This window comes from Flavobacterium circumlabens (assembly GCF_004345565.1).
Lineage (GTDB): Bacteria > Bacteroidota > Bacteroidia > Flavobacteriales > Flavobacteriaceae > Flavobacterium > Flavobacterium circumlabens.
Genome location: NZ_SLWA01000011.1, coordinates 107,994 through 128,795, shown reverse-complemented (window position 1 = coordinate 128,795; position 20,802 = coordinate 107,994). Strand labels below are relative to the sequence as shown.

Here is a 20,802-nt window from a genome sequence, read left to right as displayed (position 1 = left end):
TAATTTATATCGTTGAAGTTCTTCCTCCGTCTAAAACTATATTCTGTCCCGTGATCCAGCTGCTGGCTTCAGCCAATAAAAACACAATCGGATTCGCCACCTGAACGGGGTCACCATAGCCTAAAGGATATTTTTTTTCATCTTGCTGAATGACTTCCAAAGATAAATCTTCAATAGATCTTGCTGTTATTTCTGTTTTTACCATTCCCGGCGAAACACAATTTACGCGAATTTTACTGTTGGCAAATTCGCTTGCCCAAACTTTTGAAATCGCAATCAAGGCCCCTTTTCCTGCGGCATAAATTCCGTTTCCTTTCATTCCGAACAAACCTGCAATCGACGAAACCAAAACAATAGAACTTCCTTTGTTTATTTTTTTCTTTTTGAAAATCAGGTTTACAAGATATACAATCGAGTCAAAATTTATGGATCTCATTTCGTTCATTAGGTCTTCCGTATAGAACTTAACCGGGGCTAAGGATACAATTCCTGCAGAATGCACAATGCCGTCAATATTTTCAATAGTATCTACAATAGCCTTAATATCTTCCATTTTAGATAAATCGGCTGCGATAAAACTATTTTCACTTCCGCATTCTTCAATTAATTTTTCGAGAAAATCCTGGCGTCTGGCGATCGCTATAAAGGTTCCTCCCTGTCTTGTAATGGCCAGACAAGTTTCGTAACCAATGCCCGAAGAAGCTCCCGTTACTAGTATTTTTTTTCCTGATAAATCAAATGGATTCATTATATATCGTTTAATTCTTTTTTATTAAAATAGTCATAGAATTTTAAAATCCTGAACTCTTCATCACCGAATAGGGGTGAACTGTCTTTAAAATGAACCAGATTGGTCTGAATATTTTCGACTATTTTTTTGTCTTCATTCAAAACCAAATCCAACGATTCGTTGGAACTGTTGTTAATGAAATCAATAATATTCTGTTGTGATTCGCTTGGTTCTTTTTCAAATTTAGGAGCGAAATAACGCACTCTTAAATTGGTTTTTGAAGGTGATTCCGGAAACATGAATCCAAAATAAAATCCTTTTCCTTCTACTGAACTTATAAATGCATTGGGATAACTGTAAAAATGCAAATAACCCTGTGTTTTGAAAGTTCTGTCGGCTAATGTTTTTTCTATGATTTTATTTGGTTTGATATCTTCTCCTTTTGGAAATTCACACCAGCTGTGCGCCTCAAAAAAATCAAATTTTTCGGGAGCGACCGATCCAAAACCCATTTTTGCAAATGAATTTTCATGAACGGAAGTACAGTGATAACATTCCAGTACATTTTCTACCAAAAGTTTCCAGTTGACTTTATGCTCAATGGTATAATCGATGGTTTTTGCCCCAAAATGATGGCTGATTTCTGCTAAGGGACTGAATACGTTTCCTAAATAATCGCTTAAACTCCTGTCCAGCTCATCGTTTAATTTTATAAAAACAAAATCACCGCAATAATCAATTTCATATTCTTTTAACCTCAATGCATTGATATCGTCTTTCTCGAATGAATTTCGACACATTAATCCGATTACGTTTCCTTTTTTTCCATATGTCCAGTTATGGTATAAACAGGAAGAAACCCTGTTTCCATAAGGTTCTTCATGAATCGTATTAAATCGGTGTAAACAAACATTCTGAAAAGATTTCAGGGTACCATTATAGTTTTGGATAAATATTTTATTTCCAAAATATTCTAAAGTAACAAAATCATTGTTGTTTGCTAATTCATTTTTATGCGCAACTAATATCCATGATTCCTTAAAAAACAAAGATTTTTCTTTTTGAAAAACGGCTTCATCTATATAATTTAGGTTTTTTATCATAGTTCAATTAAGTCTGAAATTACAGCATTTTTCAATGTTATTTTTGCTGTTCCCCAGGATAAACCAACTCCAAATCCGCAAAGGATCAAATCCTGGGTAGCGTTGTTCAGCTTGTCTTTTATGGCTGCTACGATAGTTAACGGAATTGTTGCAGAAGAGGTATTTCCAAATTCTTTTAGGGAATAGGGCACTTTTTCAACCGGTAATTTTAATTTTTTAACGATCATTTTATTCATCATTAAATTGGCCTGATGAAATACAAAATGATCGATTGTTTCCTTATCTATCTCAAATTTTTCAATCAGTTTATTGACCGTTTTCGGGGCTTGCGATATTCCGAAGCTAAAAACGTCCATTCCGTCCAGGATCAACTGGCAGGCATTTCTTTCGATTCCGGGTGAAATAGTCTGATACGTTAATGAATCAGCATTGATTCTGTTTCTGGACCCACCGTCATTTACAATTATTGTTTTGTAACCCGAACCGTCAGTACCTAAGTCAAAAAGTAAATCCGCCGCATCTTCATCGAATTCAAATGCAGTGGCACTGCCTCCGTCTCCAAAAAGCGGAACTGTACTTTTATCCGATTTAGAAAGTAGTTTACTGCTGGTATCTCCGGCCAGAAGCAATCCTTTTTTTAATCCGGTTGCTTTCATCATACCCGCTATTATTGACATTCCGTAAACATATCCTGAACATCCCAAAGGAACATCAAAAGCCATACAGTTGGTAGACAATCCTAATCTGTCCTGAAGTATGGCTGCAGAAACCGGTAAAATATAATCGGCAGTTTGAGAAACAAAAACTAAAATTTCTATTTCGTCTTTTTGCCAGTTCAGGTCTTTGATTAATTTTTCAGCAGCTTCAGCGCACAAATCAGAAGTACAGATTTCCTTAGTTGCAATTCGTCTTTCTTCCACTCCGGTTGCATCAATAAATCTCTGAATTTCTTCCTGTGTCAATATATCTAAATCAATATTGCGCTCCAGATTTTTTGGAACGCAACACGATATACCTTTTATTGCAATATTATTTACTGAAAAAGTAGCCATTCAATTACCCTTTATTTTTTATTATTTCGAAGATATCATTTAATGAATTCGAAGATTTAATATCATCTCCTGTTAATTTTACTGCATATTCTTCATCAGCCATAGCAATCAGTGACAAAGCTGTCAGCGAATCCCATTCTTCCAAATCTCTAAAAACAGTTTCTTGTTTTATTAATGTTGCATCTGTATCATCTAAAAGATCTGCAAAATTTTGCAAAAAAGTGTTGATTTCCATAGTATCCCTAAATTTATTTTGTTTTTATTGTATCTCTTAATTTTATAAAAATTCAAAAGGAAAGGTATTTATTTATCGAGCGAAAACTATTCCTAAAATCTTGTTTTTCAAAGCATCAGGCATCCCAAATAATTGTTCTGTTTTTTATAATTCCCGCTTATGCCAATAAATCAGCATTCTTTTGTTATTTTTACCCCGCAAATATAACAATAGTTTACCCTTAAAGGTTAATTAAACTTACTAAATACATAATTAAATGATTCCAGTAACCAAAACTTTTCTACCTCCGCAAGAAGAATACAATTCTTATGTAAAACGGGCATGGGATAAAGTTTGGCTCACAAATCGCGGTGAACTGACAATAGAATTGGAAGATAAACTTAAAAATTATCTGAATGTTCCTCATATTACTATTACTAATAACGGTACCATACCTTTACAAATTGCCTTAAAACTATTTGGCAAAGGCGGAGAAATAATCACGACTCCTTTTTCCTATGTGGCCACTTCGGCTGCCATTGTATGGGAAAACTGCACACCCGTTTTTGTGGATATCAATCCGGATTACCTGACAATAGACGAAACCAAAATTGAAGCTGCCATTACTTCAAAAACAACGGCAATTCTTGCTACTCACGTTTTCGGGAATCCATGTGCTATTGAAGCTATCGCAGCGATCGCCGAAAAACACAATCTGAAAGTGATTTATGATGCCGCACATTGTTTTGGGGTTACTTACAATAACGAATCGATATTTAAATTTGGAGATGTAAGCACCTGCAGCTTTCACGCCACAAAATTATTTCATACCGGAGAAGGTGGTGCCATGTTTTGTACGGATAAAAAAATACAAGATCAGTTGTTTTATAGTCATAATTTTGGACATAACGGCCCTTTGGCATTTCATGGACTTGGTATCAATGCTAAAATTTCAGAACTACAATCGGCGATGGGACTGGCTCTTTTCCCGTATATGCAACATATTATTGCGGAAAGAAAAAAGGTAACTGATTTTTACAATGACCATTTGAATTTCAATAATCTTAAAAACATAAAAATAAGGGAAAATACCGAGTGGAATTACAGTTATTATCCTTTGGTTTTTGAATCTGAAGCCATTTTACTGAAAGTTCAGGAAGCGCTGGCAAAGGAAAACATACAGCCAAGACGCTATTTTTACCCTTCTTTAAATACGATTACCTATACAAATGGTGCTGAGATGCCGGTATCGGAATCTATAGCTTCAAGAGTAGTGTGTCTTCCTTTATATGTTGGACTTCCTACCATTGATCTGGAAAAAATTGTTGCCATTATAAATAAACTAACATCTTAAAACTACCCAATTATCAAGTTGTTATTAAGTAAAATTCTTCTATTATGAGTCAGGATATCAATCAGGAAATAATCAATGCTTACGAAGTTATCAAAGAAGGCGGAATCATTCTTTACCCTACAGATACGGTTTGGGGAATTGGTTGTGACGCTACCAACCCTGAAGCTGTTGCCAAAATATACAAACTCAAACAACGTGCGGAAACACAAAGCATGATTGTATTGATGAATGGTGAAAAAATGATGTACAACGTCTTCAAAAACATCCCTGAAGTCGCCTGGCAGCTTTTGGATTTATCCGAAAAACCAACTACATTAATTTTAGACGAACCCAGAAATGTGGCTCCAAATATCATTGCAGCCGATAATTCGCTTGGAATACGTCTGGTAAAAGAACCTTTTTGTTTTAAATTACTGGAACGAATGAAAAAACCTTTGGTTTCCACTTCAGCCAATATTTCCGGTCAGCCCACTCCTATCGCCTTCAAGGATATCAGTCCCGAAATCGTAAAAGGTGTTGACTATGTCGTAAAGTTAAATCAGGATAAAGTCGCCGGAAAACCATCTACTATCATCAAATTAACGAATGATTCACAGGTGAAGGTGATTCGCAAGTAAGTTTTTTGTTTCAGGTTTCAGGTTTAAAGTTTCAAGTTTCAGGTTAACCCATTGGAATTTGGAATTTTCACAATTAGATTTTGTTTGCAGGTTTCAGGTTTAATCCGTTGAAATTTGGAATTTTCACAATTGGATTTTGTTTGCAGGTTTCAGGTTCAATCGTTTGGAATTTAAATTTTCATAATTGAATTTTACTTTCCAGTTTCAGCCTAAACAGTTGGAATTTGGAATTTTCAAAATTTGGAATTTCAACTTATGTACCTTTGAACCTCAAAAAAAAAACTAAACCATTTTCAAACTCTCCACCAGCCAGTCGATATCTTCTTTGGTGTTGTAATGACTGAATGAAATTCGAAGATTGGGCAATTTCAAATCCTCCTCTGAAAGCATTTCTTTTAAAACATGCGAAGGTTTTATACTTCCGGACTGACAAGCGCTTCCTCTCGAAACCGCTATTCCTTTCATATCCAGGCTAAACAAAAGCATTGAAGTTTTATCTGAAGAAAAAGGAAGAATGATATTGATGATATTGTAAAAGTCCTCTTTTTTACCGTTAATTCTAAAACCCGGAAAATGAATTCCAAGCTGATCGATAAGGTACATTTTCAAGTCCGAAATATAGTTTCTTTCCTCTTCCAGGTTTTCATACGAAAGTGATAAGGCTTTAGCCATTCCGGCAATTTGATGAACCGCTTCAGTTCCTGCACGAAGTCCTTTCTCCTGTTCTCCGCCAAATATTAGGGGCTGCAAACCTGTATTTTTTCGAATAAAAGCAAAACCTACTCCTTTTGGCCCGTGAAACTTATGTGCACTGGCTACAATAAAGTCAACGGACGTCTTTTGCAGGTCAATTTCTGTTTTTCCAACAGATTGTACCGTATCAGAATGAAACAAGGCATTATACTGCCTGCAAATAACAGCTACCCTGTCCAGGTCCAAAATAGTTCCGGTTTCGTTATTTACATGCATTAAACTCACAATTGTTTTTTTCTCCTGAGCCAGCAAATTCGACAAATGTGTTAAATCGATTGTGCCGTCAGGGTATATATTTACATAGTCCACCTGAATATTATAATCGGATTGTAAAGCCAGAACACTGTACAAAACAGCATGATGCTCTGTTTTCGAAGTTATAATACGCTGTACTTTAAGATCTTCTACGGCCGAGCGAAGAATCCAGTTATCAGCCTCTGTGCCGCCGGAAGTAAAAATAATTTCCTGTGCTGTACAGTTTAAATGTTTCGCAATGCTTTTTCTGGAAAGTTCTAAAATAGTCTTCCCGTTTCGGCCAAAACTATGGGTAGAAGAAGGATTACCAAAATCCTCTGTCATCACTTTTGTGATTTCCTGAATCACTTCAGGACGCAGGGCAGTTGTAGAGGCGTTATCGAGATATACTTTTTTCATTACGGCAAAGTTACGAAATATCAATTGTGAATTCTTAAATATCAATTGCGAAATTTTTCACTATTTTTGACCCAAATAAAATCATGATGAAAAAATATGCATGCCTTCTGTTATTCGCACTTTTATTAAATGGCTGTGATGATGGTGATATAACTGTTGAGACCGTAGACTTTAAAGATGTTACCTCTGACGTTTGTGACCTTACAACCAATCAACTAATTTTCAAACTAAAAAGCCAGGAATCATTACTATTGCAATTGGCACCGGGTACGCTGCTTAATGAACCAACACCTGTAGATGATCCTAGAGAATTTAGCATTAATGACAGTAGTTTCAGACTTGTTTACAGAAGTTACGACGGAGCTGTAGCCAAAACTAATATTTGCAGCCTGATTCCGCCAACCACACCGAATATCATTAGTGAATGGTATGCGAAGTCGGGAACGATTGAAATTACCACTACCGCACAAAAGACAACAAACGAAACTACGGGTGCCATCACCATTACGGGATATACCCATAACATCATTATTAAAAACCTTACGTATTCGATACCAAGTTTAGATGTTACGCAGCCTCAGGTAATTTTTGGTGATTTTAAAACCACGATACCGGATGCTGACAAACTGAACCTGACTTTCACTAAAGAAGTTAAACAATGTGCAAGTGGAGGACAAGTTTACACCTATAATGACAATTCAGCAATGACCATTGACAATATTGACCCTACGCTAATTCAGAATGTTGTAACTCCGGTAAATACTCCACGAACAGGATTAATAGGTACTACTGTAAATAAACTTTTATTTAAGGTTTATACAGGCAGCGCTCTTAATGATAGTTATTTTTGTACAGCCACACCACCAACGACAGCAGTATTAAAAGAGACCTGGGCAGGAGTTGCAGGTGTAGCCAATACCAGTGGAATTATCGAAGTAACCACCACAACCGATGTTCCGAATACATTTAAACATACCATCAGGCTTAGAAATACTACGCTGCAAAAAACAACAAATACAGTTAATTTAGGTACCAGTTACGTATTGGGTGACATCTATACCAAAACGACAAATTAAACCGCTTTAATTTCAGGTTTTCAGAAGTTAAAAAAGCGTTTTTATTCCTACAAAAAAAACATCCGGTTTCAGTCTAATTTAAAATTAAAATTAGTTTTGAAAACGGATGTTTTTTTATGCTTTAAAGGGTACTGTTCGGGATAGCAAAAATCTCTTATTTAATGTTTTGCCTGAAATAAACTTCTGTTGCTCCCAAGCCATATTTTTGATAATTGGCATCCTGAAAATCAATTCCGTCATAACGGCCCAATAAAAAGTCAAGTTCTGCTTTTAGAATTCCTTCACCAACACCATGAATAAAAACAATCTTTGGAATACGATTTCTAATGGCAAATTCAATATGCCTTTTTGCCGTTTCGGTCTGCAAAGTTAAAATATCATAATTCGACATTCCGCGTTTGTTCGGAATCAGTTTTTCGATATGCAAATCAAACTCGGGAGCCGAGATTTCGCGTTTATCTTTACGCTCTTTCACAAAACTCCTTGATTTTGGTTCTGTTTTCTCTTTTGTAACCTGATCTAAATCTATTCTTTTAATAGAATTCATTAAATTACTGGAATCCTGAATTTTAATTAATTCATTGACAAAAAATGTCATCATAAATCCGTCTTCAGTTTCAATTAAAATCTCCTTGTTTTTAACGGAAACCACTACTCCGTTGATGGCTTCATCCAACACGGAAACCTTATCACCTTTAGTTAACATCTTCTTCTTCTTTATCTTGATTCTTACTCGGTGTTTTTGCACTCAACTGCATCATTCCATACATGAAAACTGCAATTGCAATTACCATAATATAGATATTTTTCTCCGGCGATACCTGTTCATATAAGGCCACAGCAATGGCAAGTATCATTATTATAATTTTAAAAGCTTTCATATTTTTAAGTCTAAGTATCCAAAAGTAAGAAACTTTAAAATAGTACTTCTTACCTTCCTGAATTGTTCTCGTCTTTTTTTCGTAAAATTGTAAAAATTATCACCCGTGAATATAGAGAAATTTATGCTGCCCTGTTTATTCAAAACACTGTTCGGAATCGAGTGTTTGGGATGTGGTTTTCAGCGTGCCTTATTCTTACTTTTTCAGGGTCAGTTTTCAGCTGCTTTCCAAATGTATCCGGCTCTTTATTCTACGCTAATTTTTCTGGGTTTTGTCGCTTTATACTTTTTAGACAAATCCAAAAATTATACAAAAGTACTTTGGATTTCCGGAATCATAAATGTTATTTTCATGATCGCCGGATATTGGTACAAACACTTTTAATTTTTGTACGGTTCTTTTTTTTTGCCACAGATTACACAGATTCGCTTAGATTTTTTTTGTAAATCTTTGACTGTTTTTTTCACGCAGATTTAGCAGATAATGCAGATTTTCTATTACTATAAATCCGGGCTGTATTGCTAAAATCATTTTTTGATCTGATTCAGAATGTCATTCATCATTTCTATTTGTACTTTCTGAATTTCGATTAATTCCTGTTGCTGGTGCATAATCAAATGATCTATTTTGTCGTGAATCATCCTGATTTCCAATTCCGATTTTAAGTTAATCATATAATCTTTTTTAGCACGCGTACGGTCTTTTTCTTCCTGACGATTCTGACTCATCATAATGACCGGAGCCTGCAATGCAGCAATACAGGATAAAATCAAATTCAGCAGAATAAAAGGATAAGGGTCAAAACCTTTATTGACCAATATCAAAATATTAGCACTAATCCAGATCACGATAAAAAGCAAAAATGAAATTATAAAAGTCCAGCTTCCGCCAAAATCAGCCACTTTATCGGCTATTTTTTGCCCAAAATCCCTGGTTTCTTCTTCATCTTCCAAAATACTAACAATTGATTTATCTTCCTTAAGAGACGCTACAACATTTTTTTCAAGCTCAGAAAGTGCCCCGATTTCTGTAGATAAATAGTTTGAAATGTATTTCTGACGATACGCATTTAATTCTTTAATACCAATATAATCACTGTCGCAAAAAGAGGGATGATCTTCAATAATAAGTCCCAAAATAGGATCATGAATAGATTTTCCTGAAATTTTTTCTTTTGCAGGAAAAGACAGGTTAGAAATAGCGCTTTTAAAAGTCGGATTATTTTTCATTTGGGATATATTTTACCCGCTAATTTAAGCATTTAACTTCTTATGAATCATATAAATTATTTCTGTTAACAATTCTTTTATTTATTACAAATACAATTCACAAAACAAAATTTCTTTAAGGAAATCGTGTCTTTATTTACAAAAAACACCTTACTTTTAACGCTTCAAAACATTCATTCAATTTTACAATTGTGTCAAAAGATCTTATCATACAAAATATAAAAGCTTTAAAAAGCCATTCCAATATAAACTACGGAATCAAAACTAAAACCGAAGATTTTACCGAAAAGCTTTTTTATACCCTTTTTGATTCGAATGCGGCTTTAGATGAAAGCATCGATGAACTCGAAATACGGTTTAAAGAAATTGCAGTTATGGCCTGCAATAAGCCTGAAAACTTATGTGAATCTATCTGGGACCGCTTCCTTGAAAAATTGCCCGGTGTTTTGGAAAAACTAAATCAGGATGCTGAATATATTCTGGAAAATGATCCGGCCTCCAACAGTATCAATGAAGTTTATTTAGGATACCCCGGTTTTTACGCCATTGCGATTTACAGATTAAGCCACGAGTTATATCTGCTGGATTTATTGCTTTTTTCGAGATTAATGAGCGAATATGCCCATCGGATTACAGGAACCGACATTCACGCAGGTGCAAAAATTGCTTCGCCCTTTTTTATTGATCACGCTACCGGAATTGTAATTGGTGAAACTACCGTAATCGAAAAGCATGTAAAAATTTATCAGGGTGTTACTTTAGGCGCTTTGAGCGTGAGTAAAGACATGAAAAACGCAAAACGACATCCTACAGTTGAGAAAAATGTCTGCATTTATGCGAATGCCACCATTTTGGGAGGAGAAACCGTTATTGGTAAAAACAGTATTGTAGGTGGAAATGCCTGGATTACCAAATCGATTCCGGAAGATTCTATTGTACTCAATACCACCACTACGGAAGTTAAAATAAAAGAAAAAAAATAATATGGGTCCACAGAAACTGCTAAACCTAATTGGAAATACGCCATTGATGGAAACAGTCCATTTGGTAAAAAATAAAAACGTAAAACTTTTACTGAAGCTTGAAGGAAATAATCCGGGAGGAAGTGTCAAAGACAGAGCCGCTTATAATATGATTGCGTCGGCTCTGCAAAGAGGCGATATCAAAAAAGGAGATAAACTTATTGAAGCGACCAGTGGTAATACCGGAATTGCCCTTGCGATGATTGCCCAGTTGTTTCAAATCGAAATAGAACTGGTGTTACCTGAAGATTCTACAAAAGAACGAACCCAGACCATGCGTGCTTATGGTGCTACCGTTATTTTAACGCCCGCCAGCGAAGGAATTATCGGTTCACGTGATTATGCCGACAAAAAAGTCGCTGAAGGCGGTTATCTGATGTTGAATCAGTTTGCAAATGAGGACAACTGGAAAGCGCATTATAAAACGACAGGGCCTGAAATCTGGAACGATACCGAGGGAACTGTAACTCATTTCGTTTCAGCCATGGGAACCACGGGAACGATTATCGGAACTTCGACGTACCTGAAAGAAAAAAATCCAAATATTCAGATTGTAGGCGCACAGCCCAGCGACGGCTCTCAAATTCCCGGAATCAGAAAATGGCCAAAGGAATATTTGCCTAAAATCTTCGATGCTTCAAAAGTAGACACTGTTATTGACATCAGCGAAGAAGAAGCCCGCGAAATGACCAAACGTTTAGCCCTTGAAGAAGGTGTTTTTGCAGGAATGAGCAGCGGAGGCTCCGTTGCCGTAGCCCTGAAAATCGCAGAAAAACTGGAATCCGGAGTTATCGTAGCCATTATATGCGACCGTGGAGATCGTTATCTTTCTTCTGATTTATTTGATTAAGAATAAGGTACTAAGGTTCTGAGTTTCTAAGATTCTAAGTTTTTTTCAAAATAATTACAGATCTTAGTAACTCAGAACCTTAGAGCCTTGAAAAACTTAGTACCTCATAACCTTAGCAACTTAGCACCTAAAAAAAAATGAACTACCGTAAACTAGGCAAAACCAATTTTAATATCTCAGAAATCTCCCTTGGCACCTGGCAGGTTGGAGGAAAATGGGGCTCTGCTTTTGATAATAAAACTGCTGACGAACTTCTAAATACTGCTATTGACAATGGCGTTAATTTTATTGATACCGCCGATGTTTATGAAAATGGACTGAGTGAAACTGCTGTTGGAAGAGTGGTTCGTTCCCGTTCTGAACGTATTTATGTCGCTACAAAATGCGGGCGTCATATTAATCCGCACGTCAATGAAGGATATCAGCCTAAAGTACTTCAGAAATTTGTGGAAGACAGCCTGAAAAGAATGGGACTGGAAACGATTGATCTGATTCAGCTGCACTGTCCTCCTACTGAAGTTTTCTACAGACCTGAAATTTTCGAAATGTTTGACCGTTTAAAAGAGCAGGGGAAAATTTTAAATTTAGGAGTGAGCGTAGAAAAAGTCGAAGAAGCCTTAAAAGCAATCGAATTTTCGAATGTCACTACGGTTCAGATTATTTTCAATTTGTTTCGTCAGCGTCCTTCCCAATTGTTTTTCTCTGAAGCCAGAAAGAAAGACATTGGAATAATTGCCAGAGTTCCTTTAGCAAGCGGACTTTTAACCGGTTTATTTGATTCAAAAACCAGTTTTGATTCACAGGATCATCGTAACTTTAATCGTAACGGAGATGCTTTCGATAAAGGCGAGACCTTTTCAGGAATAGATTATGAGTTGGGTCTTAAAGCAGTACAGGAATTAAAATCCTTATTTCCTGAAGCTTCCAATCTGGCTCCTTACGCTTTACAGTGGATTTTGAGTTTTGAAGACATAAGCTGTATTATTCCGGGCGCGTCAAAAACAAATCACGTCTTATCTAATTTATCGGTATATGATTTACCTAAACTGACTTCAGAGAAAATTGCAGCGATGAATAGCATTTATGAAAAATACATCAAATCTTCCGTGCACCATCTTTGGTAGGTTTTTGTAAGTTTTAAAAAGGTTCAAAGGAACAAAGGTTCATAGCTACAAAGTTTTTTTACCTTTGCCACTTTGCAACTTTGATTCTCTGAATTTTAAAAAAGGTTCAAAAGAACAAAGGTGCAGAGGAACAAAGTTTTTATAAACTTTTCTCGCTAAAAACCTTTGTAACTTTGCATTTCTGAACCTTAAAAAACCTTTGCAACTCTGTAACTTTGCATCTCTGAACCTTAAAAAAAATGCTTACAAAATCAAATTTCAAGGAATGGTTTAACCGATACAAATATGCTGAACTGGCAAGTACGACAGCGGCATTGCTCACTTCTTTTTTCAGTAGAATTTATAGCGGATTAACAACAGCCTATCTGATTACTTTTGCAGAATATCTCGCTTTTTACGGTGTTATTCTGATTTCTTCTTATAGGAAAATAGCAAGACAGAATAAGATTCAAAACAAATCAACAAGTTTTAAGGAAATTCTTTCACTTGTCAAAAATTTGGTTTTGGAATTTGGATATCCGGCCTTTTTAGATTTTTTAGTCGTCCGTCCGTTTTGTATGTACTGGATGCCGGTTTTGTGCGGGAATTATTTTTTCGGAATTATCCTGGGTAAAATCACAGCCGATTCCTGCTTCTATTTTTTCACCATTATCAATTATGAAATTATCAAGAAAAGATCCTGATTAAAGGTCAAAAACTATTTTAAATTCGGCCCCTTTGTTTTTTCCTTCACTGGCAGCACTTAATTCACCGCGGTTTCTTTCTATGATTTTCTTGCACAAATATAAACCAATTCCTGTAGAAGCTTCTTTTGCAGTACCTAATCGGCTCATGGTAGTGAATTTTTTGAATAATTCTTCGATCTGATCTTTGTTAAAACCAATTCCCTTGTCGGCAACAGTGATCACTAATTTATCTTTTTCAAAGTAAATCCGAACTTTAACTTCACTGTCAAAATAAGAGAATTTAATGGCATTACTAATCAGGTTCACCAAAACCTGCACCAATAAACCTTCATCGATTCTTAGCTTGGCTTCGTTTACTTCTAAACTCAGAGACAGCTTTATATTTTTATCAATCAGGCGTTGTTCTACCTGCTCGTTGATAAAAGGCAGAATATTAGGGAATACAATAGTCCTTACTTCCTGGTTGATTTTGGCAATCTGATCCTGCTCATTCAGTAATTTTATAAAATTCTCAATGTATCGAAATTGCAAATTAGTGGATTCACAAATTAATCCCGCCAGATTTTTTACCGAGTCCGATGGATTCTCGCTGATAATTAAATTGGCCAGACCCTGAGGATTTCCGGCAAAATTCTTTAAATCGTGCGAAAGCATATAAATCAAGTCCTGTTTTTCGTTGATATAACTTTCTGCCTCATAAATAGATTCCTGAATATTACACATCAAAAGACCTGCCTCATCGGGATATTCGGTCGGCAAAACAGACAATCTTCTGTTATTCCTGTAATCGTCTAAAGATTTTGAAGCAATTGCAATTGGTTTTATAAGCTGCTTTAAAACTAAAAGAGTTACTACAGTAGCCAATAATGTCATTATCAGGGAAAAAATTAAAATAGAAGCCGGCGAAATTTCAGTATCAAAATAGAGTACAAAGAATAAAATTCCGATTAATGGGATGTGTATACCTATAAAAGCAACAAACAGGAATTTGAAGGCATAACTTTTTTTTAAAAAGCCAATTTGTGAAAGATTGTGATACAACTTCATAAAAAAATAACAAAACGATAGGTTAAAAATGTAGCATTTGGGATTTTGCTAAAACAAAGTTACCTTTTAAACTCAATTAAACTAGCAAATTAAAAAAAATGGTAAAATATTTTAAAAATTAAATTTATAAAAGTTTACAAACCCTTATTTTTGCGCTATGGGAAGAAAAATTACAGACAAAGTTGTCTTTCATCAAATTCAGGTTCTTGATGCCGGAGCAAAGGGAGTATCCGTAGCCAAGGCTCCTGACGGAAAAGTTATCTTTATTCCGAATGTAGTACCTGGTGATGTGGTTGACGTACAGACTTTTAAAAAGAGAAAAGCCTATTATGAAGGTAAAGCCGTAAAATTTCATGAATTATCAGAACATCGCATCGAGCCGATTTGCGATCATTTTGGAGTTTGTGGAGGATGTAAATGGCAAAACATGAAATACAGCCAACAGTTGTATTATAAACAAAACGAAGTAAAAAATCATTTGCAGCGTATTGGAAAAGTTGAACTTCCTGAATTCGAAACTATTTTGGGTTCAGAAAAGCAGTTTTTCTACCGAAATAAAATGGAATTTTCATTTTCTAACAGCCGTTGGTTAACTGAAAAAGAAATTGACAGCACTGAAGATCTAGGAAACAGAAATGCCTTAGGTTTTCATATTCCGAAAATGTGGGATAAAATCCTGGACATCAGCAAATGTTATTTACAGGAAGATCCTTCAAATGCAATCAGAAACGAAATCAGGGATTTTGCAAACGAACATAATTTAGCCTTTTTTAACCCGAGAGAGCAGTCCGGTTTACTTCGAACTTTTATGATTCGTACCGCTTCTACCGGTGAAATAATGGTTTTGATTCAGTTTTTCGAAAATGACAAAAAAAATCGTGAGCTTCTTTTAGATCACCTTTACGAAAAATTCCCTCAAATTACCTCGTTACAATATGTCGTAAATTCAAAACAAAACGATACCATTTACGATCAGAATATTAAACTGTATAAAGGAAGGGATTATATACTGGAAGAAATGGAAGGTTTAAAATTTAGTATTAATGCTAAATCTTTTTACCAGACCAACTCCGATCAGGCTTATGAATTATACAAAATAACACGTGACTTCGCAGGTCTTTCCGGTGATGAAACGGTTTATGATTTATATACAGGAACAGGAACTATTGCACAGTTCGTTTCTAAAAAAGCAAAAAAAGTAATTGGTGTAGAAAGTGTTCCGGAAGCAATTTTAGATGCTAAAGCCAATGCAGAACGCAATAATATTACAAATTGCGAGTTTTTTGTTGGAGATATGAAAGTTGTATTTAACGAAAGCTTCATTGCCCAGCATGGCAAACCGGATGTTATTATTACAGATCCGCCAAGAGACGGTATGCACGCTGCCGTTATTGATCAGATTTTGAAAATTGCTCCTAAAAAAGTAGTTTACGTAAGTTGTAATTCGGCTACACAGGCACGTGATTTGGCTTTGATGGATGAAAAATACAAAGTAACACGCGTTCGTCCGGTAGATATGTTTCCGCAAACGCATCATGTTGAAAATGTTGTACTTTTAGAACTTCGATAACAAAAATTATACATGAAAAAAATAATCTCGTTTTTATTGGTTTTTGCTTTTGGTTTATCCAGTTGCGAGAAAGATGATATTTGTGACCCGGATACCCCAACAACGCCACGATTAGTAATCACTTTTTACGATATAAACAATTCAACCTTACGAAAAAGGGTAAATAATCTTAGGGTAACCGGAAAGGATCAGGAACTGAGTGTTGTTTTTAATGAAAGTGCCCTTGATGATACAAAATACCTAACCAGTGCCGACTCGATTGCTATTCCGCTCAGGACGGATACAGATATAACAACCTATACATTTATTAACAATTATGGCAGTACGAATGCTTCCCTTGTTAATTCTGATGAAATAAATTTCGTTTATTCCCGTCAGAATTCTTATGTTTCCAGAGCTTGTGGCTTTAAAACCATCTTTAATTTAAGTGCTTTTCAAAGAACGGATCCTACCGGTGACGGAGTTTGGATGCAGGACATTTTTATAATAAACCCTAACATTGAACTCGAAAATGAAACACATATTAAAGTATTTTTTTAGTATTCCTTTATTGTTTTCAATGTTTTTGGTTCACGCTCAGGAAACAGTCAAAACAAAAGAAACTGCTCCGGAAAAACCAAAATCAGAAATCAAAAAACCAGCTGGTCAGGAAACTGCCACAGATACTATTCTTCCAAAAACCAATCGATATGGACTTCGGGTTGGTGTTGACTTGTACAAACTGACACGCGGTTTTTACGACAAAGATTATAAAGGCGTTGAATTTGTGGGAGATTTTCGTCTAACGAAAAAGTATTATCTGGCTGCAGAACTTGGTTTTGAGGATAAAACCACAGATGACGACAGATTAAACTCAACAGCCACAGGAACCTACATAAAAGGAGGTTTTGATTACAATACGTATCAGAACTGGCTGGACATGGAGAATCTTATCACGATAGGGCTGCGCGGAGGTTTTAGTACTTTTAGCCAGCAATTGAATACGTACAAGATCTATAATCCAAATCCGTACTGGGGACAGCAAACCCCAATTGTTTCAGGAGAAAAATACAATGGACTTACAGCGGCCTGGCTTGAAGTTGCCATGGGGCTTAAAGCAAAAGTGTTTAATAACGTATTCGTAGGTTTCGGTGTTCAGTTAAAGCTTCTGGTAAGCAACAAAGAACCCGGTAATTTCGAAAATCTTTATATTCCCGGCTTCAACAGAACGTACGACGGAAATTTCGGAGTAGGTTTTAATTATACCGTTTCTTACTTTATTCCACTTTACAAGAAAAAAGTAATTGTTCCGGAACTGAAGAATGTCTCTCCTAAAAAATAGTTTTTTTTTTAAAAGGTGCTAAGTTACTGAGGTTCTAAGTGACTAAGATAAAATTAAAAGCCACAAATTCATCTTTGAATTTGTGGCTTTTAATTTTGTTGTTTGCAGCTTTTTTTTAACATTAGAGCTTTAGAATCTCAACACCTTAGCACCTCTAAGAAACTCTAAGAACCTATTTCCCTAATTCCTTTTAGAAAAATCCATTTCATAAATAGTTTTTCGCCGTCCTTGGTTTTCACAGCCTGAAATTTAGGCGAAATCAAAGTGGCAGCGATAAAAGCCGTCATTGGAATCCAAAGTCCTGTTAATCCGGTATAATTAGCCACCAAATATCGTCCTGCTATAAATAAAATAGCAAAACATCCTAATTGATATAAAAATCCTCTTAATTGTAGTTTAGTCATTTTTTTCTTTTTTAAGGTTCAGAGCTACAAAGGTTCAAAGGTACAAAGAAAAAACTCTGTTCCTTTGAACCTTTGCCTCTTTGTAACTATTCGTTTACCTGAAACTTCGTTCTCTTACTTCCCTCGTACATTTCGTACTTAACCAGACGCGCTTCTAAACTTGCGTTGAAAAGTTTGATTTTTCTGGAAGGTTTCAGGCCTACGAATTTTAGGGCTTCAAGATTGGCCGTGATAAACCAGGCGTTAGTCCCTGGGTAGCTTTTCTTTAAAGTATCTCCAATATTTTTGTAGAATTCTTCCATATGAATGTCCAGACGTTCGTCATAAGGCGGATTGAAAACCATGTGTAACTTTCCTTCGACCGTTTTTTCACTTTCAAAAAAGTTGTTTTCAGAAATGGAAACATAATCCTCCAGATTGGCATTCTTAATATTGTCTTTAGCTTTGTTTACAGCACTTGGCGCTTTATCAAAACCTTTTATCGTATAATGAAATTCCTTTGTTTTTTTCATCAGGCTGTTTACGATGTCATCAAATAAATCGTTATCCCAGTCTTTCCATTTCTCGAATGCAAATTCCTTACGGTTGATGTTTGCCGGGATATTGCAGGCAATCATTGCGGCTTCTGCCAGAAAAGTCCCTGACCCGCACATCGGATCAAGAAAATGGCTCTGCCCTTCCCAACCGGATAACAATAAAATTCCTGCTGCCAAAACTTCGTTAATCGGCGCAATATTCGTGGCTGTTCTGTAACCACGCTGATGCAGTGAATTTCCGGAAGTATCTAAAGCAACCGAAACCTGATCTTTATCAATATGAACGTTAATCCTTAAATCCGGAAACGCTTTATCAATACTCGGACGCTGTCCCGTTCTTTCTCTGAACTGGTCTACAATAGCATCTTTACATTTTTGAGAAACAAACTCGGAATGATTAAAATAAGTCGAATGCACGGTGGCATCAATTACAAAAGTCTGATTGGCGTTCAGCAATTTAGACCAGTTTACTCCGGAAATTCCTTTGTACAAGGCCTGCTCATTATTGGCTCTGAAAGAGTAAATCGGTTTTAAAACTTTAAGGGCAGTACGCAACGATAAATTGGCTTTGTACATAAAACCTTTATCGCCTTTAAAGCTTACCATTCGAACTCCTTTTTCTACATCCTGAGCACCAAGCGCACGCAATTCATTCTCTAATATTTCTTCAAAACCAAAAAAACATTTGGCTATCATTCTAAAATTTTCTTCCATTTTCTTATTTGAATTAAAACAGATTTCCGATCAAAATCGAATCTGCATTAAAAACTTCCCCTTAAACGTAACGATTCATGAGGTATCGTTGCGAAATAGTTATTTTTCGGCAAAAATACACTAAATTTGCGGGACTTTGAATTAATTGAAATAGAATAAATGTCTGACGCATCGAACTCCTCAACACCGAATCAGGAACGTAACACCGAAAATTGGTTTACTTCATGGTTTGACACTCCGTATTATCACATTCTTTATAAAGACAGAAACTACAGGGAAGCCCAGATTTTTATGGATAATCTGACCCATTACCTGAACTTGCCCGAAAAAGCAACAGTATTGGATCTTGCCTGCGGAAAAGGTCGCCATTCTATTTATTTAAACCAATTGGGTTTTAATGTCTTAGGTGCAGATTTATCGGAGAACAGCATCGCTGAAGCAAGCAAAAACAGTAACGAGACACTTCATTTCAAGGTGCACGATATGCGTGAACCTTTCGAAGAAAAATTCGATGCCATATTCAATTTATTTACCAGTTTTGGCTATTTCGAAAGTGATGAAGACAATCTTACCACCCTAAAAGCCATAAAAGACAGCTTATCCGAATATGGTTTTGCCGTAATTGACTTTATGAACGTGAATCAGGTGATCGAAACTTTGGTGCCTGAAGAAGTAAAAACTGTTGATGATATCGATTTTAAAATCAAAAGATACTTGAAGGACGGACATATTATTAAGGAAATAGATTTTGAAGATCAGGGACGACATTTTCATTTCACCGAAAAAGTAAAAGCCCTAACGCTAAAAGATTTTGAAGACTTAATGGCCGAAGCGGGTATTTTCCTGTTAGATATTTTTGGGGATTACAAACTCAAAAAATTCCACAAAACGGAAAGCGAACGATTAATCATGATTTTTAAATAAAATTGGTTAATCGTTTAATTGTGTAACCGTTTAATCGCTTAGACAAAAAAACAATTAACCGATGAAACGAATCAACGATTAAACAAAATACAAATGAACTATTTATTACCCTTATTTTCTGTACTTTTAGGTTATCTTGTAGCTTTGTTTTTAAAACCGAAGAGCAAAACCAATCTAAAATTATTACTTGCTTTTAGTGGTTCTTTTTTATTATCACTGACGGTAATGCATTTATTGCCGGAAGTTTACGAATCCCACAATCACCATATCGGACTCTTCATCATGATCGGGATTTTATTTCAGATCATTCTTGAATTTTTCTCCAAAGGAGCTGAACACGGTCACGTACATGGCCATGCACAAATGTCCCAGATTCCGTGGCTGCTTTTTATCAGTTTATGTATCCACGCTTTCCTGGAAGGTTTTCCTGTGAGTCATCATCACGATTTAGCCCTCGGAATTGCAATCCATCACTTACCGATTGCTATTATCTTAACGACATTTTTCATCAATGCGAATTTAAACAAGAAAGCCATTTTTGTTTTCATGCTTACCTTTGCTGTTATGACTCCGCTGGGGACAATCGCATCCGATTATCTGCCTGTCTTAAGTACATATTACACCGAGATTACCGCCATAGTAATCGGAATTTTATTCCATATTTCCTCTACCATAATTTTTGAAAGCAGCGAAGGACATAAGTTCAATGTCGCCAAAGTTTCCATGATTGTAATCGGAATTCTTCTCGCCTTTTTCCTATAATCAGGACGTGTCCCCATTTACTAAAAGCGCCATGTGACAAACCGCTGACAGGCGCCTTTAGTAAATGCGGTCTGGCTATCCGCTCCGCCGCGGCGCACAGCTCCTGTCCCTCACGCAAAAAACTCCGTCCTTACCACATATTTCGTTGTTAGAAGCCTTAAAACTTTGTAACTTTGAGA

Annotated in this window: 24 protein-coding genes; 13 read left to right on the top strand and 11 right to left on the bottom strand. The window is 35.9% G+C overall.

Going from position 1 to position 20,802, the window contains the following annotated elements:
* Positions 1 to 4: 4 nt before the first annotated feature.
* The 4 genes from EV142_RS21445 to EV142_RS21430 are packed head-to-tail and all read right to left on the bottom strand — an operon-like array spanning position 5 to position 3,120.
* Positions 5 to 748 (bottom strand): SDR family NAD(P)-dependent oxidoreductase, encoded by a 744-nt coding sequence (locus tag EV142_RS21445; protein ID WP_132037891.1) that lies wholly within the window; start codon positions 746 to 748, stop codon positions 5 to 7.
* Positions 748 to 1,833 carry an aromatic ring-hydroxylating oxygenase subunit alpha gene (locus tag EV142_RS21440; RefSeq protein ID WP_132037890.1) on the bottom strand — a complete coding sequence of 362 codons (1,086 nt, stop codon included), beginning with the start codon at positions 1,831 to 1,833 and terminating at the stop codon, positions 748 to 750. Before EV142_RS21440 ends, EV142_RS21445 begins: the two co-directional genes overlap by 1 nt.
* On the bottom strand, positions 1,830 to 2,885 hold the full coding sequence (locus EV142_RS21435) for a ketoacyl-ACP synthase III (protein WP_132037889.1): 1,056 nt from the start codon (positions 2,883 to 2,885) through the stop codon (positions 1,830 to 1,832). The genes EV142_RS21440 and EV142_RS21435 overlap by 4 nt, the downstream gene beginning before the upstream one ends.
* Before the next feature lie 4 nt (positions 2,886 to 2,889).
* Positions 2,890 to 3,120, bottom strand: coding sequence for a phosphopantetheine-binding protein (locus EV142_RS21430; protein WP_132037888.1), 231 nt, complete (start codon positions 3,118 to 3,120; stop codon positions 2,890 to 2,892).
* 256 nt (positions 3,121 to 3,376) lie between these two features.
* Between EV142_RS21430 and EV142_RS21425 the strand changes: the two genes are divergently transcribed.
* Positions 3,377 to 4,453: a DegT/DnrJ/EryC1/StrS family aminotransferase gene (locus EV142_RS21425; protein ID WP_132037887.1), complete on the top strand. Its 1,077-nt coding sequence runs from the start codon at positions 3,377 to 3,379 to the stop codon at positions 4,451 to 4,453.
* 44 nt (positions 4,454 to 4,497) lie between these two features.
* Entirely contained in the window at positions 4,498 to 5,070 is a 573-nt protein-coding gene (locus EV142_RS21420) for an L-threonylcarbamoyladenylate synthase (RefSeq protein ID WP_132037886.1), read from the top strand.
* A gap of 282 nt (positions 5,071 to 5,352) precedes the next feature.
* Here EV142_RS21420 and EV142_RS21415 read toward each other — a convergent pair whose 3' ends face one another.
* Positions 5,353 to 6,477 (bottom strand): cysteine desulfurase family protein, encoded by a 1,125-nt coding sequence (locus EV142_RS21415; protein WP_132037885.1) that lies wholly within the window; start codon positions 6,475 to 6,477, stop codon positions 5,353 to 5,355.
* A gap of 83 nt (positions 6,478 to 6,560) precedes the next feature.
* Between EV142_RS21415 and EV142_RS21410 the strand changes: the two genes are divergently transcribed.
* Positions 6,561 to 7,553: a hypothetical protein gene (locus EV142_RS21410; RefSeq protein ID WP_132037884.1), complete on the top strand. Its 993-nt coding sequence runs from the start codon at positions 6,561 to 6,563 to the stop codon at positions 7,551 to 7,553.
* 154 nt (positions 7,554 to 7,707) lie between these two features.
* Here EV142_RS21410 and EV142_RS21405 read toward each other — a convergent pair whose 3' ends face one another.
* Positions 7,708 to 8,259 (bottom strand): Smr/MutS family protein, encoded by a 552-nt coding sequence (locus EV142_RS21405; RefSeq protein WP_132037883.1) that lies wholly within the window; start codon positions 8,257 to 8,259, stop codon positions 7,708 to 7,710.
* On the bottom strand, positions 8,249 to 8,434 hold the full coding sequence (locus EV142_RS21400) for a hypothetical protein (protein WP_132037882.1): 186 nt from the start codon (positions 8,432 to 8,434) through the stop codon (positions 8,249 to 8,251). Before EV142_RS21400 ends, EV142_RS21405 begins: the two co-directional genes overlap by 11 nt.
* A gap of 105 nt (positions 8,435 to 8,539) precedes the next feature.
* Here EV142_RS21400 and EV142_RS21395 point away from each other — a divergent pair, with 105 nt between their 5' ends.
* Positions 8,540 to 8,818 carry a DUF2752 domain-containing protein gene (locus tag EV142_RS21395; RefSeq protein ID WP_132037881.1) on the top strand — a complete coding sequence of 93 codons (279 nt, stop codon included), beginning with the start codon at positions 8,540 to 8,542 and terminating at the stop codon, positions 8,816 to 8,818.
* Positions 8,819 to 8,961: 143 nt separating this feature from the next.
* Here the strand turns inward: EV142_RS21395 and EV142_RS21390 are convergent, their stop codons facing one another.
* Positions 8,962 to 9,663 carry a DUF1003 domain-containing protein gene (locus EV142_RS21390; protein WP_132037880.1) on the bottom strand — a complete coding sequence of 234 codons (702 nt, stop codon included), beginning with the start codon at positions 9,661 to 9,663 and terminating at the stop codon, positions 8,962 to 8,964.
* A 191-nt stretch (positions 9,664 to 9,854) separates the two neighbouring features.
* Between EV142_RS21390 and epsC the strand changes: the two genes are divergently transcribed.
* The 4 genes from epsC to EV142_RS21370 all read left to right on the top strand — a co-directional run bounded on the left by epsC (position 9,855) and on the right by EV142_RS21370 (position 13,342).
* Positions 9,855 to 10,646, top strand: coding sequence for a serine O-acetyltransferase EpsC (epsC, locus tag EV142_RS21385; protein ID WP_132037879.1), 792 nt, complete (start codon positions 9,855 to 9,857; stop codon positions 10,644 to 10,646).
* 1 nt (position 10,647) lies between these two features.
* On the top strand, positions 10,648 to 11,535 hold the full coding sequence (cysM, locus tag EV142_RS21380) for a cysteine synthase CysM (RefSeq protein ID WP_132037878.1): 888 nt from the start codon (positions 10,648 to 10,650) through the stop codon (positions 11,533 to 11,535).
* 137 nt (positions 11,536 to 11,672) lie between these two features.
* Positions 11,673 to 12,659 (top strand): aldo/keto reductase, encoded by a 987-nt coding sequence (locus EV142_RS21375; protein ID WP_132037877.1) that lies wholly within the window; start codon positions 11,673 to 11,675, stop codon positions 12,657 to 12,659.
* Positions 12,660 to 12,898: 239 nt separating this feature from the next.
* A complete protein-coding gene (locus EV142_RS21370) occupies positions 12,899 to 13,342 on the top strand; it encodes a hypothetical protein (RefSeq protein ID WP_132037876.1) in 444 nt (147 codons plus the stop codon).
* On the opposite strand, the gene EV142_RS21365 is transcribed toward EV142_RS21370, so the two are convergent.
* The gene (locus tag EV142_RS21365) at positions 13,343 to 14,392 is read right to left on the bottom strand and encodes a sensor histidine kinase (protein WP_132037875.1); all 1,050 of its coding nucleotides are present in this window, start codon (positions 14,390 to 14,392) and stop codon (positions 13,343 to 13,345) included.
* Positions 14,393 to 14,549: 157 nt separating this feature from the next.
* Here EV142_RS21365 and rlmD point away from each other — a divergent pair, with 157 nt between their 5' ends.
* The 3 genes from rlmD to EV142_RS21350 are packed head-to-tail and all read left to right on the top strand — an operon-like array spanning position 14,550 to position 17,283.
* Complete coding sequence (gene rlmD, locus EV142_RS21360; RefSeq protein ID WP_132037874.1) at positions 14,550 to 15,962, top strand: 23S rRNA (uracil(1939)-C(5))-methyltransferase RlmD; 1,413 nt, start codon at positions 14,550 to 14,552, stop codon at positions 15,960 to 15,962.
* Positions 15,963 to 15,974: 12 nt separating this feature from the next.
* Complete coding sequence (locus tag EV142_RS21355; RefSeq protein WP_132037873.1) at positions 15,975 to 16,502, top strand: DUF6452 family protein; 528 nt, start codon at positions 15,975 to 15,977, stop codon at positions 16,500 to 16,502.
* Complete coding sequence (locus EV142_RS21350) at positions 16,474 to 17,283, top strand: DUF6048 family protein (protein WP_132037872.1); 810 nt, start codon at positions 16,474 to 16,476, stop codon at positions 17,281 to 17,283. Before EV142_RS21355 ends, EV142_RS21350 begins: the two co-directional genes overlap by 29 nt.
* Positions 17,284 to 17,447: 164 nt before the next feature.
* On the opposite strand, the gene EV142_RS21345 is transcribed toward EV142_RS21350, so the two are convergent.
* Together EV142_RS21345 and EV142_RS21340 are read right to left on the bottom strand one after the other, a co-directional pair.
* Positions 17,448 to 17,687, bottom strand: a complete 240-nt coding sequence (locus EV142_RS21345) for a hypothetical protein (protein WP_132037871.1) — start codon at positions 17,685 to 17,687, stop codon at positions 17,448 to 17,450.
* Between the two features lie 86 nt (positions 17,688 to 17,773).
* Entirely contained in the window at positions 17,774 to 18,937 is a 1,164-nt protein-coding gene (locus EV142_RS21340) for a THUMP domain-containing class I SAM-dependent RNA methyltransferase (RefSeq protein ID WP_132037870.1), read from the bottom strand.
* A 159-nt stretch (positions 18,938 to 19,096) separates the two neighbouring features.
* Here EV142_RS21340 and EV142_RS21335 point away from each other — a divergent pair, with 159 nt between their 5' ends.
* Positions 19,097 to 19,861, top strand: a complete 765-nt coding sequence (locus EV142_RS21335) for a class I SAM-dependent methyltransferase (protein WP_132037869.1) — start codon at positions 19,097 to 19,099, stop codon at positions 19,859 to 19,861.
* Positions 19,862 to 19,954: 93 nt separating this feature from the next.
* Positions 19,955 to 20,623 (top strand): ZIP family metal transporter, encoded by a 669-nt coding sequence (locus EV142_RS21330; RefSeq protein ID WP_132037868.1) that lies wholly within the window; start codon positions 19,955 to 19,957, stop codon positions 20,621 to 20,623.
* Positions 20,624 to 20,802: the final 179 nt, after the last annotated feature.

Bases quoted from the DNA above. Each gene is read 5' to 3' on its own strand.
- EV142_RS21445 (WP_132037891.1), bottom strand. From the start codon at position 748: ATGAATCCATTTGATTTATCAGGAAAAAAAATACTAGTAACGGGAGCT.
- EV142_RS21440 (WP_132037890.1), bottom strand. From the start codon at position 1,833: ATGATAAAAAACCTAAATTATATAGATGAAGCCGTTTTTCAAAAAGAA.
- EV142_RS21435 (WP_132037889.1), bottom strand. From the start codon at position 2,885: ATGGCTACTTTTTCAGTAAATAATATTGCAATAAAAGGTATATCGTGT.
- EV142_RS21430 (WP_132037888.1), bottom strand. From the start codon at position 3,120: ATGGAAATCAACACTTTTTTGCAAAATTTTGCAGATCTTTTAGATGAT.
- EV142_RS21425 (WP_132037887.1), top strand. From the start codon at position 3,377: ATGATTCCAGTAACCAAAACTTTTCTACCTCCGCAAGAAGAATACAAT.
- EV142_RS21420 (WP_132037886.1), top strand. From the start codon at position 4,498: ATGAGTCAGGATATCAATCAGGAAATAATCAATGCTTACGAAGTTATC.
- EV142_RS21415 (WP_132037885.1), bottom strand. From the start codon at position 6,477: ATGAAAAAAGTATATCTCGATAACGCCTCTACAACTGCCCTGCGTCCT.
- EV142_RS21410 (WP_132037884.1), top strand. From the start codon at position 6,561: ATGATGAAAAAATATGCATGCCTTCTGTTATTCGCACTTTTATTAAAT.
- EV142_RS21405 (WP_132037883.1), bottom strand. From the start codon at position 8,259: ATGTTAACTAAAGGTGATAAGGTTTCCGTGTTGGATGAAGCCATCAAC.
- EV142_RS21400 (WP_132037882.1), bottom strand. From the start codon at position 8,434: ATGAAAGCTTTTAAAATTATAATAATGATACTTGCCATTGCTGTGGCC.
- EV142_RS21390 (WP_132037880.1), bottom strand. From the start codon at position 9,663: ATGAAAAATAATCCGACTTTTAAAAGCGCTATTTCTAACCTGTCTTTT.
- cysM (WP_132037878.1), top strand. From the start codon at position 10,648: ATGGGTCCACAGAAACTGCTAAACCTAATTGGAAATACGCCATTGATG.
- EV142_RS21375 (WP_132037877.1), top strand. From the start codon at position 11,673: ATGAACTACCGTAAACTAGGCAAAACCAATTTTAATATCTCAGAAATC.
- EV142_RS21370 (WP_132037876.1), top strand. From the start codon at position 12,899: ATGCTTACAAAATCAAATTTCAAGGAATGGTTTAACCGATACAAATAT.
- EV142_RS21365 (WP_132037875.1), bottom strand. From the start codon at position 14,392: ATGAAGTTGTATCACAATCTTTCACAAATTGGCTTTTTAAAAAAAAGT.
- rlmD (WP_132037874.1), top strand. From the start codon at position 14,550: ATGGGAAGAAAAATTACAGACAAAGTTGTCTTTCATCAAATTCAGGTT.
- EV142_RS21355 (WP_132037873.1), top strand. From the start codon at position 15,975: ATGAAAAAAATAATCTCGTTTTTATTGGTTTTTGCTTTTGGTTTATCC.
- EV142_RS21350 (WP_132037872.1), top strand. From the start codon at position 16,474: ATGAAACACATATTAAAGTATTTTTTTAGTATTCCTTTATTGTTTTCA.
- EV142_RS21345 (WP_132037871.1), bottom strand. From the start codon at position 17,687: ATGACTAAACTACAATTAAGAGGATTTTTATATCAATTAGGATGTTTT.
- EV142_RS21340 (WP_132037870.1), bottom strand. From the start codon at position 18,937: ATGGAAGAAAATTTTAGAATGATAGCCAAATGTTTTTTTGGTTTTGAA.
- EV142_RS21335 (WP_132037869.1), top strand. From the start codon at position 19,097: ATGTCTGACGCATCGAACTCCTCAACACCGAATCAGGAACGTAACACC.
- EV142_RS21330 (WP_132037868.1), top strand. From the start codon at position 19,955: ATGAACTATTTATTACCCTTATTTTCTGTACTTTTAGGTTATCTTGTA.